The organism is Variovorax sp. GW458-11-26-14-LB1 (genome assembly GCF_059423965.1).
This window is the reverse complement of the sequence record NZ_JBWKYW010000049.1, coordinates 1-15,158: the sequence shown is the minus strand read 5'-3', so window position 1 is coordinate 15,158 and position 15,158 is coordinate 1. Positions and strand designations below refer to the sequence as shown.

Genomic DNA, 15,158 nt, shown 5'->3' with positions numbered 1-15,158 from the left:
TTTCACCGATGAATTTCAATTTCGACGACTTCCTCCAGCGCCTGCGACAGGTCGACGCGCACGGCCTGGGCATCGAACTCGCCGTGCTCGTGGCCTGCGTGGGCGTGGCATGGGCGGTGTGCAAATGGTTCGGGCGCGACCAGCCCAAGGATTCGATCTGGTTCGGCGAGCGCACCTTCGACGGCCTGCTGTTCCCGCTGCTCGCGCTGGTGCTCACCGGCATCGCGCGCCGCGTGGCGCTCGATGTGCTGCCCGTGGTGCTGGTGCTGCGCATCGCCGTGCCGGTGTTCCTGTCGCTGGCGGTCATCCGGCTGTTCGCGCGGGTGCTGCGGGCCGTGTTCCCGACCTCCAGCCTGGTGCGGCTGATCGAGCGCACCATTTCCTGGCTGGCCTGGATCGCCGCCGTGCTGTGGATCGTCGGGCTGCTGCCGCCGGTGCTGGCCGAGCTGGACGACATCACGCTGGCCTTCGGCAAGACCCGCGTGAGCCTGCAGACCATCATCCAGGGCGCGTTGTCGGCCGGGCTGGTGCTGATGATCGCGCTGTGGATCTCCAGCACCATCGAGAAGCGCATCCTGCGCGAGGCCGTGAGCGACCTGTCGATGCGCAAGGTGGCGTCGAACGCGGTGCGCGCCTTTTTGCTGCTGATCGGCCTCTTGTTCGCGCTGTCGGCGGTGGGGGTCGACCTCACGGCGCTGTCGGTGTTGGGCGGCGCGCTCGGCGTGGGCCTGGGCTTCGGCCTGCAGAAGCTGGCGGCCAACTACGTGAGCGGTTTCGTGATCCTGCTGGAGCGCTCGATCCGCATCGGCGACAACGTGAAGGTCGACACCTTCGAAGGCCGCATCACCGACATCAAGACCCGCTACACGCTCATCCGCGCGGGCAACGGGCGCGAGGCCATCGTGCCGAACGAATCGCTCATCACCGGCCGGGTGGAAAACCTGTCGCTGGCCGACCGCAAGTTCAACATCACGACCAACATCGTGGTCGGCTACGAGAGCGACGTGGCGCAGGTGCAGGGCATCCTGTGCGACGCCGCCAAGGCCCAGCCGCGCGTCATGACCGACCCGGCGCCCATCGCCTACCTCGTCACCTTCGCGCCCGACGGCCTGGAGTTCAGCCTGAACTTCTGGGTCGCCGACCCTGACAAGGGCAAGGACAACGTGCGCTCGGCCATCAACATCGCGATCCTCGAAGGGCTGCGCGCCGCCCGCATTGACATTCCCTATCCGCAGCGGGTGCTGCGAGTGGAATCTTTGCCGGCGGGAGTGGCCGCAGCGCCTCCCGCTGTTTTATAATCACGGAAAAGCACGATCGTTCTTTTTTATGGTCCTCGAGGCCGACAAGAAGAATGGAGAGGCAGCCAAGGCCGGCGTCCTAAAATGGCAGGCTGCTCTCGAAGCCCCCCTTTTTGCAATCCAATGGAGTCAAGTCAATGAAGGTTCTTGTGCCTGTCAAACGGGTCGTCGATTACAACGTGAAGGTGCGCGTCAAGAGCGACGGCACCGGGGTGGACATTGCCAACGTCAAGATGAGCATGAACCCCTTCGACGAAATCGCTGTCGAAGAAGCGGTGCGGCTGAAGGAAAAGGGCATCGTGACCGAAGTCATCGCCGTCTCGTGCGGCGATGCCAAGTGCCAGGAAACCCTGCGCACCGCGATGGCCATCGGCGCGGATCGCGGCATCCTGGTCGAGACCACCGAAGAGCTGCAACCCTTGGCTGTGGCCAAGCTGCTCAAGGCACTGGTCGACAAGGAACAGCCCCAGCTGATCATCCTGGGCAAGCAAGCCATCGATGACGACGCGAATCAAACGGGCCAGATGCTGGCTGCACTGGCCGACCTGCCCCAAGCCACCTTCGCCTCGAAGGTCGACCTCGCAGCCGATAAGGTCACCGTCGCACGCGAAGTCGACGGCGGCATGGAAACGCTGACGCTCACGCTGCCCGCGGTCATCACGACCGACCTGCGCCTGAACGAGCCGCGCTACGTGACGCTGCCCAACATCATGAAGGCCAAGAAGAAGCAGCTGGACACCTTCAAGCCCGAAGACCTGGGCGTGGACGTCAAGCCCCGCCTGAAGACCCTCAAGGTCAGCGAGCCGCCCAAGCGCGGTGCAGGCATCAAGGTGCCCGACGTTGCCACCCTGGTGGACAAGCTCAAGAACGAAGCCAAAGTGATCTGAGGAAGAAACGAACATGACCGCACTCGTCATTGCCGAACACGACCACGCCAGCATCAAGCCGGCCACCCTCAACACCGTGACTGCAGCCCTGGCTTGCGGTGGCGACGTCCACATCCTCGTGGCCGGTGCCAACGCCGCAGAAGCCGCCAAGGCCGCCGCGCAGATCGCCGGCGTGTCCAAGGTGATCGCTGCCGACAGCGCATCGCTGGCCGAGAACCTCGCCGAGAACGTCGCAGCCCAGGTGCTGGCGATCGCCGGCAACTACAGCCACATCCTCTTCCCCTCGACCGCCAACGGCAAGAACGTTGCACCGCGCGTGGCTGCCAAGCTGGACGTGGCGCAGATCTCCGACATCACCAAGGTCGAAAGCCCCGACACCTTCGAGCGCCCGATCTACGCCGGCAACGCCATCGCCACCGTGCAGAGCACCGACGCCACCAAGGTGATCACCGTGCGCACGACCGGCTTCGACGCCGCAGCCGCCACCGGTGGCAGCGCCACCGTTGAAACCGCTGAAGGCGTGGCCGACAGCGGCAAGAGCAGCTTCGTCGGCCGTGAAGTCACGAAGAGCGACCGCCCCGAACTGACCGCCGCCAAGATCATCGTCTCCGGTGGCCGAGCCCTGGGCAGCGCCGAGAAGTTCAACGAAGTGATGACGCCGCTGGCCGACAAGCTCAACGCCGGCCTGGGCGCCAGCCGCGCCGCCGTGGATGCAGGCTACGCCCCGAACGACTGGCAAGTGGGCCAGACCGGCAAGATCGTCGCGCCGCAGCTGTACATCGCCGCGGGCATCTCGGGCGCGATCCAGCATCTGGCCGGCATGAAGGACTCGAAGGTCATCGTCGCGATCAACAAGGACGAAGAGGCGCCGATCTTCTCGGTGGCCGACTACGGCCTCGTGGCCGACCTGTTCACGGCCGTGCCGGAACTCGTGAAGGCGCTCTGATCGCTTCAACGCATTGAGCCAGAAGGCATCGTTCGCGATGCCTTTTTTACATCTGCCGCCCCCACTGCGGCCCCTGGAGAGAAGACATGAGCTACACCGCCCCCCTCAAGGACATGCTGTTCGACATCGAACACCTGGCCAACATCGGCGAGATCGCCAAGCTGCCCGGCTTCGAAGACGCCGGCCTCGAAACCGCACAGGCCGTGCTCGAAGAGTGCGCGCGCTTCAACCAGGACGTGGTGGCGCCGCTGAACGTCGAAGGCGACCGCAACCCCTCGTCGTTCAAGGACGGCGAAGTCACCACCAGCAAGGGCTTCAAGGATGCCTTCGCGCAGTACGTGTCGGGCGGCTGGCAGGGCCTGCAGCATCCGGCGGACTTCGGCGGCCAGGGCCTGCCCAAGACCATCGGCGCGGCCTGCGGCGAAATGCTCAACTCGGCCAACATGAGCTTCGCGCTGTGCCCGCTGCTGAGCGACGGCGCCATCGAGGCGCTGCTCACTGCCGGCTCCGACGAGCTCAAGGCCGTGTACCTCGAGAAGCTCGTGAGCGGCCAGTGGACCGGCACGATGAACCTCACCGAGCCGCAGGCCGGCAGCGACCTGGCCATGGTGCGCAGCCGCGCCGAGCCGCAGCCCGACGGCACCTACAAGGTGTTCGGCACCAAGATCTTCATCACCTACGGTGAGCACGACATGGCCGAGAACATCGTGCACCTCGTGCTGGCCCGCGTGAGCGGCGCGCCCGAAGGCGTGAAGGGCATCAGCCTGTTCGTGGTGCCGAAGTTCATGGTCAACGCCGACGGTTCGCTGGGCGCACGCAACGACGTGCACTGCGTGAGCATCGAGCACAAGATGGGCATCAAGGCTTCGCCCACCGCCGTGCTGCAGTACGGCGACCACGGCGGCGCCGTCGGCTACCTCGTGGGCCAGGAAAACCGCGGCCTCGAGTACATGTTCATCATGATGAACTCGGCCCGCTACGCCGTGGGCATGCAGGGCATCGCGATCGCCGAGCGCGCCTACCAGCACGCCGTGGCCTACGCCAAGGACCGCGTGCAGAGCCGCCCGGTCGATGGCTCCATCAACGCCAGCGCGCCCATCATTCACCACCCGGACGTGAAGCGCATGCTGATGACGATGCGCGCGTATACCGAAGGCTGCCGCGCGATGGCCTCGGTGGCCGCCGCCGCCTACGACGCCGCGCACCACCATCCCGATGCGGATGCGCGCAAGCAGAACCAGGCCTTCTACGAATTCATGGTGCCGCTCGTGAAGGGCTACAGCACCGAGATGAGCCTCGAAGTGACCTCGCTGGGCGTGCAGGTGCACGGCGGCATGGGCTTCATCGAGGAGACCGGTGCGGCGCAGTACTACCGCGACGCGAAGATCCTCACGATCTACGAAGGCACCACCGCGATCCAGGCGAACGACCTCGTGGGCCGCAAGACCGTACGCGACGGCGGCCAGACCGCCAAGGCGATTGCCGCGCAGATCGAGAAGACCGAGGCCGAACTTGCCAAGAGCGACAGCGCTGCGGCAGCAGCCGTCCTCAAGCGCCTGACCGCCGCGCGCCTCGCGTTCATCGACGTGGTCGACTTCGTCGCCGGCCAGACCAAGGCTTCGCCCAACGCCGTGTTCTCGGGCAGCGTGCCGTACCTCATGCTGGCGGGCAACCTCGTGGCCGGCTGGCAGCTGGCGCGTTCGCTGATCGTGGCGCAGGACCAGGCCTCGCACAACGTCGACGTCGCCTTCATGCAGGCCAAGATCGCCACCGCGCGCTTCTACGCCGAGCACATTCTGAACAAGGTGCCGGGCATCCGCGACAGCATCGTCGAAGGCGCCGAGAGCGTCACGGCGCTGGCGCTCGAGGCGTTCTGACGCACCCGCCGCTGTCGCCGATCTGACGGGCGGCAGCGGCCCCTTGCTCTTATAAAACCGAACCCCTTCCCGGAGACGACATGTCCAAGCTGCCTTCTGTTCTCGCGAACCTCCCGCTGCCGATCATCGGCTCGCCGCTGTTCATCATCAGCAACCCCAAGCTCGTGATCGCGCAATGCAAGGCCGGCGTGGTCGGCTCGATGCCGGCGCTCAACGCCCGCCCGGCCGCCCAGCTCGAAGAGTGGCTGATCGAGATCACCGAGGAGCTGGCGGCCTACAACAAGGCCAACCCGGACAAGCCGGCCGCGCCCTTCGCCATCAACCAGATCGTGCACAAGAGCAACGACCGCCTGGAGCACGACATGGAGATGGTCGTGAAGTACAAGGTGCCGATCGTGATCACCTCGCTGGGCGCGCGCACCGACGTGAACGACGCGGTGCACAGCTACGGCGGCGTGACCTTGCATGACATCATCAACAACAAGTTCGCGCAGAAGGCGATCGAGAAGGGCGCCGACGGCATCATCGCCGTGGCGGCCGGTGCCGGCGGCCATGCGGGCGTGAAGAGCCCGTTCGCGCTGGTGCAGGAAATCCGCCAGTGGTTCGACGGCCCGATCGCGCTGTCGGGCTCCATCGCCTCGGGCGGCGCGGTGCTCGCGGCGCAGGCCATGGGCGCCGACTTCGCCTACATCGGCACCGCCTTCATCGCGACCGAAGAGGCGCGCGCGAGCGAGGAGTACAAGCAGGCCATCGTGGACGGCAACTCGGACGACATCGTCTATTCGAGCCTGTTCACCGGCGTGCACGGCAACTACCTGGCACCCAGCATCGTCAAGGCCGGCATGGACCCGGCCAACCTGCCCGAAGGCGACGTGACGACCATGAACTTCGGCGGCGGCGAAGGCAGCAAGGCCAAGGCCTGGAAAGACATCTGGGGCTCGGGCCAGGGCATCGGCGCCATCACCGAAGTGGCGAGCGCAGGCGCCTTCATCGAGAAGCTCAAGCGCGAATACCAGGAAGCACGACAGCGATTGGCACTTTGAACGGTTCGCACGCACCGGCATCGACCTCCGCTGCGAGCGGTGGCGGCGGGGCCGTGCCTGCGCGGCAGGGGCGCATGCCGCTGCTCGACGTGGTCAAGGGCCTGGCCTGTGCGCTGATCGTCGGACATCACCTGGCGCGCTACGGCCCGATGCCGGCTGGCGCGCAGGTGCTGGCGCCCGATTTCTTCGGCTGGCTGGCGAACGACGGCCGGCTCGCGGTGCAGGTCTTTCTCGTGATTGCCGGCTTTCTGGCCACGGCGAGCCTGGCGCCCGACGGCGTGCTGCGCGTGGACCGGCCGCTCTCGCGGATCTTCCAGCGCTATGGCCGGCTGGTCATGCCGTACCTTGCGGCACTCACGGTCTGCGTACTGGTGGCCGAGGTGGCGAGGCCATGGCTGGGTGAAGAGGTGGTGCCGGCCGAGCCGAGCCTCGGTCAGCTGCTGGCGCACGGGCTGCTGCTGCAGGACCTGCTGAACTACGAGTCGTTGTCGACCGGTGTCTGGTATGTGGCCATCGACTTCCAGCTGTTCGCACTGGCGCTCGCACTGGTCGGGCTGCCCGCCGTGCTGCGACAACCCACTTCGGCCGCGCGCTGGGCACCCGTGGCGCTGGTGTTCATCGTGGCCGTGGCGTCGCTCGCACTGTTCAACCGGCAGGCGCGGCTGGACGAAACGGCGTTCTATTTCTTCGGCGCCTACGGGCTCGGCATGCTGGCCTTCTGGGTCGGCCGCGCCACGCGCACCAGCACCTGGTGCAGCGCCGTCGCGCTGCTGGCGCTGGTGGGGGCGGGCGCGCTTGCCATCGACTGGCGCAGCCGCATCGCCATCGCGCTGGTGACTGCGCTGTTGATCGCGGTGGCGCAGCGCCGGCAGTGGCTATCGCCCGCCCACTGGCCCGCGGCGGCCGTGCCGCTGCAGCAGCTGGGGCGCATTTCGTATTCGCTGTTCCTGATCCATTTCCCGGTGCTGCTCGCCGTGAACGCGCTGGTGGCGGGCCTGGGGCCGCACGGGCCGTGGGTCGACCTGCTGGGCATGGTCGCGACCTTCGGCCTGTCGGTGGGCGCGGCGGTGCTGCTGTACCGCGGGGTCGAAGCCCGGCCGGCCTCGCTGCGCAGCGTCTGCACACTTTTTGCCGCATTGCTCGTCAGCGGCCTCATCGTGTCGTACTGAAGCGCGCCGCACCCGCTGCGGTGCGGCCCTTTTTCTTCCCATTCCTTTGCAAATCTGTTGCCTTCGGGCTTCAGAGCGGGCAGTCTGCGCGAACTGCCCCTGTTGTGTATGATTGTGAATCTTTCAGTAAATACTGAAAATACACAAACTCAAGGAATGACAGAACCATCGCCGCCACGATCGCCGTTGAAGGCTTTCACGTCGCCCGACATCGGCAGCGTGGTGCAAGGCGTCGCGGCGCTCGCGTGGCTGCCGCAGGCGGCGCTGCTGGCGATGGCGGTGCAGGGCCTGGCCAGCGGCGAGGGCATGGCCGCCGTGCTGTGGCCGGCGGTGGGCATCCTCTTGCTCGGCCTGCTGCGCGCGGGCTGCGAAGCCTGGGGCGTGCGCCGCACTTTCGGGCGCGCGCGGGCGCAGCTGACGACTTTGCGTGCACAGACCGCGTCCGCATTGGCGGCCGGTTCGCCGCTCGACCGCGAACGCGCGCCCTCCGGTCTCGCGGCCAGCGTGCTCGCCGAACAGGCCGAGGCGCTGGTGCCGTACCTCGTGCGCTACCAGCCCGCGCGCTGGCGCGCGACGGTGGTGCCGCTCTTCCTGCTCGCCGCAGTGGCCTGGTTCTCGTGGGCCGCGGCGCTGGTGCTGCTGGTGGCGGCGCCGCTGATCCCGATCTTCATGGCCATCGTCGGTTGGCGCGCCAAGGCGGCCAGCGAGGCGCAGATGGTGGAGATGGGCGGCATGAACGCCTTCCTGCTCGACCGCCTGCGCGGCCTGGCCACGTTGCGCGCGCTCGACGCGGTCGACGCCACGGCCGACCGGCTCGGCGCCTCCGCGCAGTCGTTGCGCCAGCGCACGATGGCGGTGCTGCGCATCGCATTCCTGTCGTCGGCCGTGCTGGAGCTGTTCTCCGCGCTGGGCGTGGCGCTGGTCGCGGTCTACATCGGTTTCCATCTGCTGGGCTCGCTCGGCTTCGGCGCCTGGGGCCAGCAGCTCAGCCTGGGCGAAGGCCTGTTCGTGCTGTTGCTGGCGCCGGCCTTCTTCGAGCCGCTGCGCGAGCTGTCGGCGGTCTGGCACGACCGCGCGGCCGGCGAAGCGGCGCTGCAGGCGCTCGACGACCTGCAAGGCGGCGCGCTGCCGTTGCCCGGCGCGGGCGTCGCGGTCACGCGCGCAGCGACCGGCGTCGCTGGGGCAGGGGCCGCGCCGGCGGTGACGGTCCACGGGCTGCATTTCTCCTGGCCCGGCGAGTCGACGCCGCTCTTCGACGGGTACGAGCTGCGCATCGGCGCCGGCGAACACATCGCGCTGGCCGGCCCCAGCGGATCGGGCAAGACCGCGCTGCTCTCGCTGCTGGCCGGGCTGATGCCGGCCACACGCGGCGAGATCGCCATTGGCGGCGTGCCGCTCACCGAACACACGGCCGCCGCATTGCGCCAGCGCACGGCGTGGATGGGACAGAAGCCCCACGTCTTCGCCGGATCGGTCGAAGCCAACGTGGCGCTGGGCCGTGCCGACATCGGCGCGCCCGAAGTGGCCGAGGCGATGCGTTTCGCGGCGCTCGACGACGTGGCGCAGGCCCATCCCGGCACCGCGCTGGGCGAGGGCGGCAGCGGCCTGTCGGGCGGCGAGGCCGTGCGGCTGGCGCTGGCACGCGTCGCGGTGCATCCGCATGCCGACCTGATCCTGGCCGACGAGCCCACGGCCCACCTGGACACCGCCACCGCCGCGCGCGTGGCCGACGCACTGGTGGCGCTCGCCCGTGGCCGGACCTTGATCGTCTCGACCCACGACCCGGTGCTGGCCGCGCGCATGGACCGCACGGTGAGCCTCGGCCCCGAGCCGCCGGTGGAGAAGGCCGCATGAGCCGCCACGCGACCCATTCCCCGCGCTGGCGCGACCTGCGCCTCGTGCTGCGTCCCTTCCTCGCGACCCAGCCGCGCGCCTTGCTGCTGGGCTGCCTGCTGGCCGCTGTCACCGTGCTCGCGGGCATGGCGCTTCTGGGCCTGTCGGGCTGGTTCATCACCGCGACCGCGCTCGCCGGCCTGCATGCGGCCACGGCCTTCACCTTCGATGTCTTCATGCCCTCGGCCGGCATCCGGTTGCTGGCGCTCGGGCGCACGGGGTCGCGCTACGGCGAGCGGCTGGTCACGCACGACGCCACTTTCGCCGTGCTTGCCGAACTGCGCGTGCGGCTGTTCCGCGGCTGGGCCCGCCCCGAGGCCGCACGTGACCTGCTGATGCGGCCGGCGCGGCTCTTGTTCCGCCTCACGGCCGACATCGATGCGCTCGAGTCGCTCTACCTGCGCCTGTTCGTGCCCGCCGCCGCGGCGCTGGGCGCGGCGCTGCTGGCGGGCATCGTGCTCGGCTTCATGCACGTCGGGATGGGCGTGGCGATCGCGCTCTGGCTCTGCGCCGTCGGCTGGGGGCTGGCGCTCCTCATCGCGCGGCGTGCGCGGCAACCGGCGCGCCAGCGCGCCCATGCCGTGGAAGCGCTGCGCGCGCGGGCTGTCGACCTGGTCGCGGGCCAGGCCGACCTCGCGATGGCGGGCCGGCTCGACGCCCAGCGCGCCGCGCTGATGAATGCCGACGCGCACCTCGCGCAGGCCGACCTCGCGCTGAACAAGCTCGAAGCCGCTGCTGGTTTCGCCTACGGCAGCGCGGGCACCTTGACGTTGGTCGGCGTGCTGCTGGCCGTGGGCGCGCTGGTGAGCGAAGGTGTCATCGGCGCCCCCGGCGCGGCGCTCGCGTTGCTGATCGTGCTCACCGCCACCGAGCCCTTCGCGGCGCTGCGACGTGGCGCGCTCGATGCGGGACGAACGTGGCTGGCCGTGCGCCGGTTGGCTCCACGTCTGGACCCGTCGGTGGAAGAGGGCGCGCGCCCCGCTCGCACTGCGCAGACGGCGGCCGTGCAGGTCGACCAACTCACCGTCATGCACCCCGGCAGCCTCGTCGAAGTGCTCGGCGGCGTGTCGCTGCACCTGAACGCCGGCGAACGCGTCGCGCTGGTCGGCGCCAGCGGCGCGGGCAAGTCCACGCTGCTTTCCGTGATCGCCGGCGACCTCACGCCGCGCGCCGGCCAGGTGCAGGCGCAGCCGGCCTGCCTGCTGACCCAGCGCACCGAACTTTTCCAGGACAGCCTGCGCGACAACCTGCGCCTGGCCGATCCGCAAGCGAGCGACGAGCGCCTCTGGTCCGTGCTGCACGCCGCCGGCCTCGATGCCGATGTGCGCGCGCTGGCCACCGGCCTCGACACGCGCCTGGGCGAAGGCGGCCTCGGCCTCTCGGGCGGGCAGTCGCGCCGGCTCGCGCTCGCGCGGCTGCTGCTGCGCCCGGTGCCTCTGTGGCTGCTCGACGAACCGACCGAGGCGCTCGACGCCGCCACCGCGCACGACGTGCTGCAGCGCCTGGCGCAAGAGGCCGGCGCGCGCACGCTGCTGATCGCCACGCACCTGCGCCGCGAAGCCGCGCTGGCCGACCGCCTCGTGTGCATGGCGCAGGGCCGCATCGTCGCAGACCTGCGCCGTGGCACCGATGCCTTCGAGGCCGCACTGCGCGGCCTGCGCCCCGATTGATGAGTTGACCGACCGAGCAACGAACGAACAGAGAACACATAAAGGAAGCCCCATGGACCTTGACATCGTCGCGCTCTCGCGCCTGCAGTTCGCCGTGACGGCGCTGTACCACTTCCTGTTCGTGCCGCTCACGCTCGGACTGTCGATCATCCTGGCCATCATGGAGACGGTCTACGTGATGACCGGGCGCGTCATCTGGCGCGACATGACCAAGTTCTGGGGCGTGCTGTTCGGCATCAACTTCGCGATGGGCGTGGCCACCGGCATCGTGATGGAGTTCCAGTTCGGCATGAACTGGAGCTACTACAGCCACTACGTCGGCGACATCTTCGGCGCGCCGCTGGCCATCGAAGGGCTCATGGCCTTCTTCATGGAAGCGACCTTCGTGGGCCTGTTCTTCTTCGGCTGGGACAAGCTCTCGAAGGTGGGCCACCTCACGGCCACCTGGGCCGTGGCCATCGGCTCCAACTTCTCGGCGCTGTGGATCCTCATTGCCAACGGCTGGATGCAGAACCCCGTGGGCGCGGCCTTCAACCCCGCGACCATGCGCATGGAGGTGACCGACTTCGCCGCCGTGCTGACCAACCCCGTGGCGCAGGCCAAGTTCGTGCACACCGTGTCGGCCGGCTATGTGTGCGCCGCGGTGTTCGTGCTCGGCGTGTCGGCGTGGTACCTGCTCAAGGGCCGCCACATCGAACTGGCCAAGCGCTCGATGACCGTGGCCGCGTCCTTCGGCCTGGCCGCCGCGCTGTCGGTGGCGGTGCTCGGCGACGAGAGCGGCTACCTCTCGGGCGAACACCAGAAGATGAAGCTGGCCGCCATCGAAGGCATGTGGGAGACGCAGCCCGCGCCCGCCGCCTTCACCGTGATCGGCTTCCCCGACCAGAAGGCGCGCGAGACGCACTACGCGATCCACATCCCGGCGGTGATGGGCCTCATCGGCACGCGCTCGCTCAACACCGTGATGCCCGGCATCGACGAGCTCGTGAAGCGCGCTGAGGCCCGCATCCGCGAGGGCCTGAAGGCCTACGACGCGCTGCAGAAGATCCGCGAGGCCGGCGGCACCGACAAGGTCACGCAGGGCGTGCGCGGCGACTTCGAGGACAACGGCATCAACATGGGCTACGCGCTGCTGCTCAAGCGCTACGTGGACGACCCGCGCCAGGCCACTGACGAGCAGATCGCCAAGGCTGCGTGGGACACCGTGCCGCAGGTGGCGCCGCTGTTCTGGCTGTTCCGCGTGATGGTGGGCATCGGCATGCTGCTGATCCTGCTGACCGGCACCTTCTTCGTGCTGTCGGCGCGCCGCGCGCTCGACCGCCACCGCTGGCTGCTGAAGGTGGCGGTGTGGGCGATTCCGCTGCCGTGGATCGCCATTGAATCCGGCTGGCTGGTGGCGGAGTTCGGCCGCCAGCCCTGGGTGATCGAAGGCGTGCTGCCGACCGCGGTGGCCGTGTCGAACCTGGGCGTGACAACGCTGCTGATCACGCTCGCGGGCTTCATCGCGATCTACACCACGCTGCTCATCATCGAGATGAAGCTGATGCTCAAGGCCATCCGCAAGGGGCCCGAGGTCGAGCATGCGCCCACCGAGGGCGATGCCCGCTCGCACATTCCGCCGGCGCGTGCCGCCACGTCTTCCTCTTCTGCCTCGACCGGGAGCGCCGCATGATCCTCCACACACTCCTCGACTACGACACCCTGCGCTTCATCTGGTGGCTGCTGATCGGCGTGCTGCTGGTCGGCTTCGCGGTGACCGACGGGTTCGACCTGGGCGCCGGCATGCTGCTGCCCTTTGCGGCGCGCAACGACATCGAACGGCGCGTGGTCATCAACAGCGTGGGCCCGGTGTGGGAGGGCAACCAGGTGTGGCTCATCCTGGGCGGCGGCGCCGTCTTTGCGGCCTGGCCGCAGCTGTACGCCGTGTCGTTCTCGGGCTTCTACCTGGCGATGTTCGTGATTTTGTCGGCGCTGATCTTGCGGCCGGTGGCCTTCAAGTTCCGCAGCAAGCGCGAGTCGCCGCAGTGGCGCGCGCGCTGGGACGGCGTGCTGTTCTTCAGCGGCTTCGTGCCCGCGCTGATCTGCGGCGTGGCTGTGGGCAACGTGCTGCAGGGCGTGCCGTTCCGCTTCGGCGCCGACATGCACATCTTCTACGACGGCAGCTTCTTCGGCCTGCTGAACCCCTTCGCCATCCTCTGCGGGCTGGTGTCGGTGGCGATGCTGGTGATGCACGGCGCGGCCTGGCTGCTGCTCAAGACCGCCGGCCCGGTGGCCGAGCGGGCGCGCAGCTACGGCATGGTCGCGGCCGTGCTCACGCTCGTGTTCTACGCGCTGGCCGGCGTGTGGCTGGCCATGGGCATCGGGGGCTTTCGCATCAGCAGCGTGGTCGACGCGGTGGGCCCGTCGAACCCGATGCTCAAGACCGTCGAACTGCATGCCGGTGCCTGGATGGGCAACTACGCGGCGCACCCCTGGACCATCGCCGCGCCGGCGGCGGGCTTCGTCGGCACGCTGGGCGCATTGCTCGGGCTGGTGCTGCGCCGGCCGGGGCTCGCGCTGCTCACGGCGGCACTGGGCATCGCCGGCATCATCCTGAGCGTGGGCGCGTCGATGTTCCCGTTCATCCTGCCGTCGTCGATCGACCCGCGCGCCAGCCTCACGGTGTGGGATTCGTCGTCGAGCCACCTGACGCTGTTCATCATGCTGGTGGTCACCGCGATCTTCATCCCGATCATCGTGGCCTACACCACCTGGGTCTACCACGTGCTGTGGGGCAAGGTCGACGAACAAGCCATCCGCGACGAGAGCGGACACGCCTACTGAAACGGGAAGGAAAAAGACATGTGGTACTTCGCCTGGATCCTCGGCCTGCCGCTGGCCGCCGCCTTCGCCGTGCTCAACGCCATGTGGTACGAGCTGATGGACGACGAGGCCATCCGAAAGGAAAAGCTCGGCATGCCGGAAACCCCGCAGGGGCAGGAACGGCTGTGAGGGCTGCGAAGGCGTAGCCCTTCGCCCGTTTCCTTCGCCTCGCGGCGCGACTCAGCTGTCGCCCGCGGGGCCTTTGCTCTTCTTCGACGCACCGCCCGTGAGGCGGTCCTTGAGCGTCAGCACCTTCGTCACCGTCGCGCCCATGCCCATGAGCTGCATCGCAGTCTCGGGCGCCAGCCGCTGCACGTCGTCGAACCACTTCATCAGCCGGTCGATCAGGTCGTGCATCTCGCGCATGCGGGCCTGCGCGTGGCGCTCGGCGTCGCTCGTGGGCGATTCGAGCAGCGCGTTGCGCAGCATCGAGAGCGTGGGCTCGATCTCGCGGCGCCGGCGTTCCTCGGCCAGCACGCGGAAGATTTCCCACACGTCCTTCGGCGCCTCGAAGTACTCGCGCCGGTCGCCCGCGTGGTGGCGCAGGTGCACGAGGCGCCAGGCCTGCAACTCCTTCAAACCCATGCTCACGTTGGAGCGCGAGAACTCCAGCATCTCGGCGATCTCGTCGGCATTGAGCGCGCGCTCCGACAAGAAGATCAGCGCGTAGATCTGGCCGACGGTGCGGTTGATGCCCCACTTGCTGCCCATCTCGCCGAAGTGGGCGACGAACTGGCGGTTGAGGGGAGGGAGGTCGGGTGCGGAAGCCATGCGGCGGATTGTCGCGCCGGATTGCTGGACGTACGGAAGTTTCCGAAAACCCAGCAAGGCGGCGGGGTGCATGAATAACTAGTTTCGGTGATGGGTGAGAAACAAATTATTTACAAAAATAAACACTTACTGACGGTTTGCCCATTTCTGGTGCATCCGGCCTCTCATTTCAAGGTTTTTCTCCCCATGAACAAAGCACATCGCAGCCTCTGGAACTCGTCGTTGGGGGCCTGGGTGGCCGCACCTGAAACCGCGCGTGCCTCGGGCAAGTCGGGCGCGGGCTCGAAGGTGCGTGCGGCTGTCCTGGCCGCGGGTCTGACCGTGGCCGGCGCTGCCGCACTGGCTGCCGGGGGCGCTGGTGGGGCGGGAGACTTTGACAGCGGTGGCGCGGGCGGCGATGTGGGACAGGCCGGTGTTTCTACGGACCATGTCGCAGGCGGGGCGGCCGGTGCGTCGCCGGGCGCCAACGGAGCCGACGGTGTGCCCAACTCTCAACCAACCGCGGGCAGCGGAGGGGGCGGCGGCGCGTCCGGTACCTTGCAGTCACCGATCGGTGGCAATGGCGGCAGTGGCGGCGGAACAAGAGCCGGCGGGAACGCGAGCTATGGCGGCGGCGGTGGCGGCGCGGGTGGCCATGGGTCTGTGGCATCCACCGATGTTGTCAACGCAGTGGCCGTTCGAGGCGGGAATGGCGGCAATGGCAGCGCCGGGTTCCGTGGCTATAGCGTTGGCGGGGCGGGAG

The 15,158-nt window shown here is 68.3% G+C and carries 13 protein-coding genes; 12 read left to right on the top strand and 1 reads right to left on the bottom strand.

All coding sequences use genetic code 11. The features are described from left to right. The first annotated feature begins 8 nt into the window (after positions 1–8). The 11 genes from AC07YS_RS25395 (at position 9) to cydX (ending at position 13,774) form a co-directional block, all read left to right on the top strand. Positions 9–1,298: a mechanosensitive ion channel family protein gene (locus AC07YS_RS25395; protein ID WP_487849147.1), complete on the top strand. Its 1,290-nt coding sequence runs from the start codon at positions 9–11 to the stop codon at positions 1,296–1,298. 137 nt (positions 1,299–1,435) lie between these two features. After that, positions 1,436–2,185 (top strand): electron transfer flavoprotein subunit beta/FixA family protein, encoded by a 750-nt coding sequence (locus AC07YS_RS25390; RefSeq protein WP_369631195.1) that lies wholly within the window; start codon positions 1,436–1,438, stop codon positions 2,183–2,185. 13 nt (positions 2,186–2,198) lie between these two features. Then, positions 2,199–3,131, top strand: a complete 933-nt coding sequence (locus tag AC07YS_RS25385) for an electron transfer flavoprotein subunit alpha/FixB family protein (RefSeq protein WP_495269444.1) — start codon at positions 2,199–2,201, stop codon at positions 3,129–3,131. 86 nt (positions 3,132–3,217) lie between these two features. Further along, entirely contained in the window at positions 3,218–5,008 is a 1,791-nt protein-coding gene (locus AC07YS_RS25380) for an acyl-CoA dehydrogenase (RefSeq protein WP_495269443.1), read from the top strand. Between the two features lie 80 nt (positions 5,009–5,088). Then, complete coding sequence (locus AC07YS_RS25375) at positions 5,089–6,051, top strand: NAD(P)H-dependent flavin oxidoreductase (protein ID WP_062482679.1); 963 nt, start codon at positions 5,089–5,091, stop codon at positions 6,049–6,051. A gap of 74 nt (positions 6,052–6,125) precedes the next feature. Further along, entirely contained in the window at positions 6,126–7,220 is a 1,095-nt protein-coding gene (locus AC07YS_RS25370) for an acyltransferase family protein (RefSeq protein ID WP_062482677.1), read from the top strand. Positions 7,221–7,376: 156 nt separating this feature from the next. Then, positions 7,377–9,074: a thiol reductant ABC exporter subunit CydD gene (gene cydD / locus AC07YS_RS25365; protein ID WP_495269442.1), complete on the top strand. Its 1,698-nt coding sequence runs from the start codon at positions 7,377–7,379 to the stop codon at positions 9,072–9,074. After that, on the top strand, positions 9,071–10,783 hold the full coding sequence (gene cydC, locus AC07YS_RS25360; RefSeq protein WP_495269441.1) for a thiol reductant ABC exporter subunit CydC: 1,713 nt from the start codon (positions 9,071–9,073) through the stop codon (positions 10,781–10,783). Before cydD ends, cydC begins: the two co-directional genes overlap by 4 nt. 52 nt (positions 10,784–10,835) lie before the next feature. Next, entirely contained in the window at positions 10,836–12,455 is a 1,620-nt protein-coding gene (locus tag AC07YS_RS25355) for a cytochrome ubiquinol oxidase subunit I (protein ID WP_095744809.1), read from the top strand. Then, positions 12,452–13,606 (top strand): cytochrome d ubiquinol oxidase subunit II, encoded by a 1,155-nt coding sequence (gene cydB / locus AC07YS_RS25350; RefSeq protein ID WP_492685271.1) that lies wholly within the window; start codon positions 12,452–12,454, stop codon positions 13,604–13,606. The genes AC07YS_RS25355 and cydB overlap by 4 nt, the downstream gene beginning before the upstream one ends. A gap of 18 nt (positions 13,607–13,624) precedes the next feature. Next, entirely contained in the window at positions 13,625–13,774 is a 150-nt protein-coding gene (gene cydX, locus AC07YS_RS25345; RefSeq protein ID WP_492685272.1) for a cytochrome bd-I oxidase subunit CydX, read from the top strand. A gap of 51 nt (positions 13,775–13,825) precedes the next feature. Here cydX and AC07YS_RS25340 read toward each other — a convergent pair whose 3' ends face one another. Continuing rightward, positions 13,826–14,416, bottom strand: a complete 591-nt coding sequence (locus tag AC07YS_RS25340) for a GbsR/MarR family transcriptional regulator (RefSeq protein ID WP_307694085.1) — start codon at positions 14,414–14,416, stop codon at positions 13,826–13,828. A gap of 90 nt (positions 14,417–14,506) precedes the next feature. On the opposite strand from AC07YS_RS25340, the gene AC07YS_RS25335 reads away from it, so the two are divergent. Further along, positions 14,507–15,158, top strand: a 652-nt coding sequence (locus AC07YS_RS25335; protein ID WP_495275737.1) for an ESPR domain-containing protein, incomplete at its 3' end; no start/stop codon positions are given.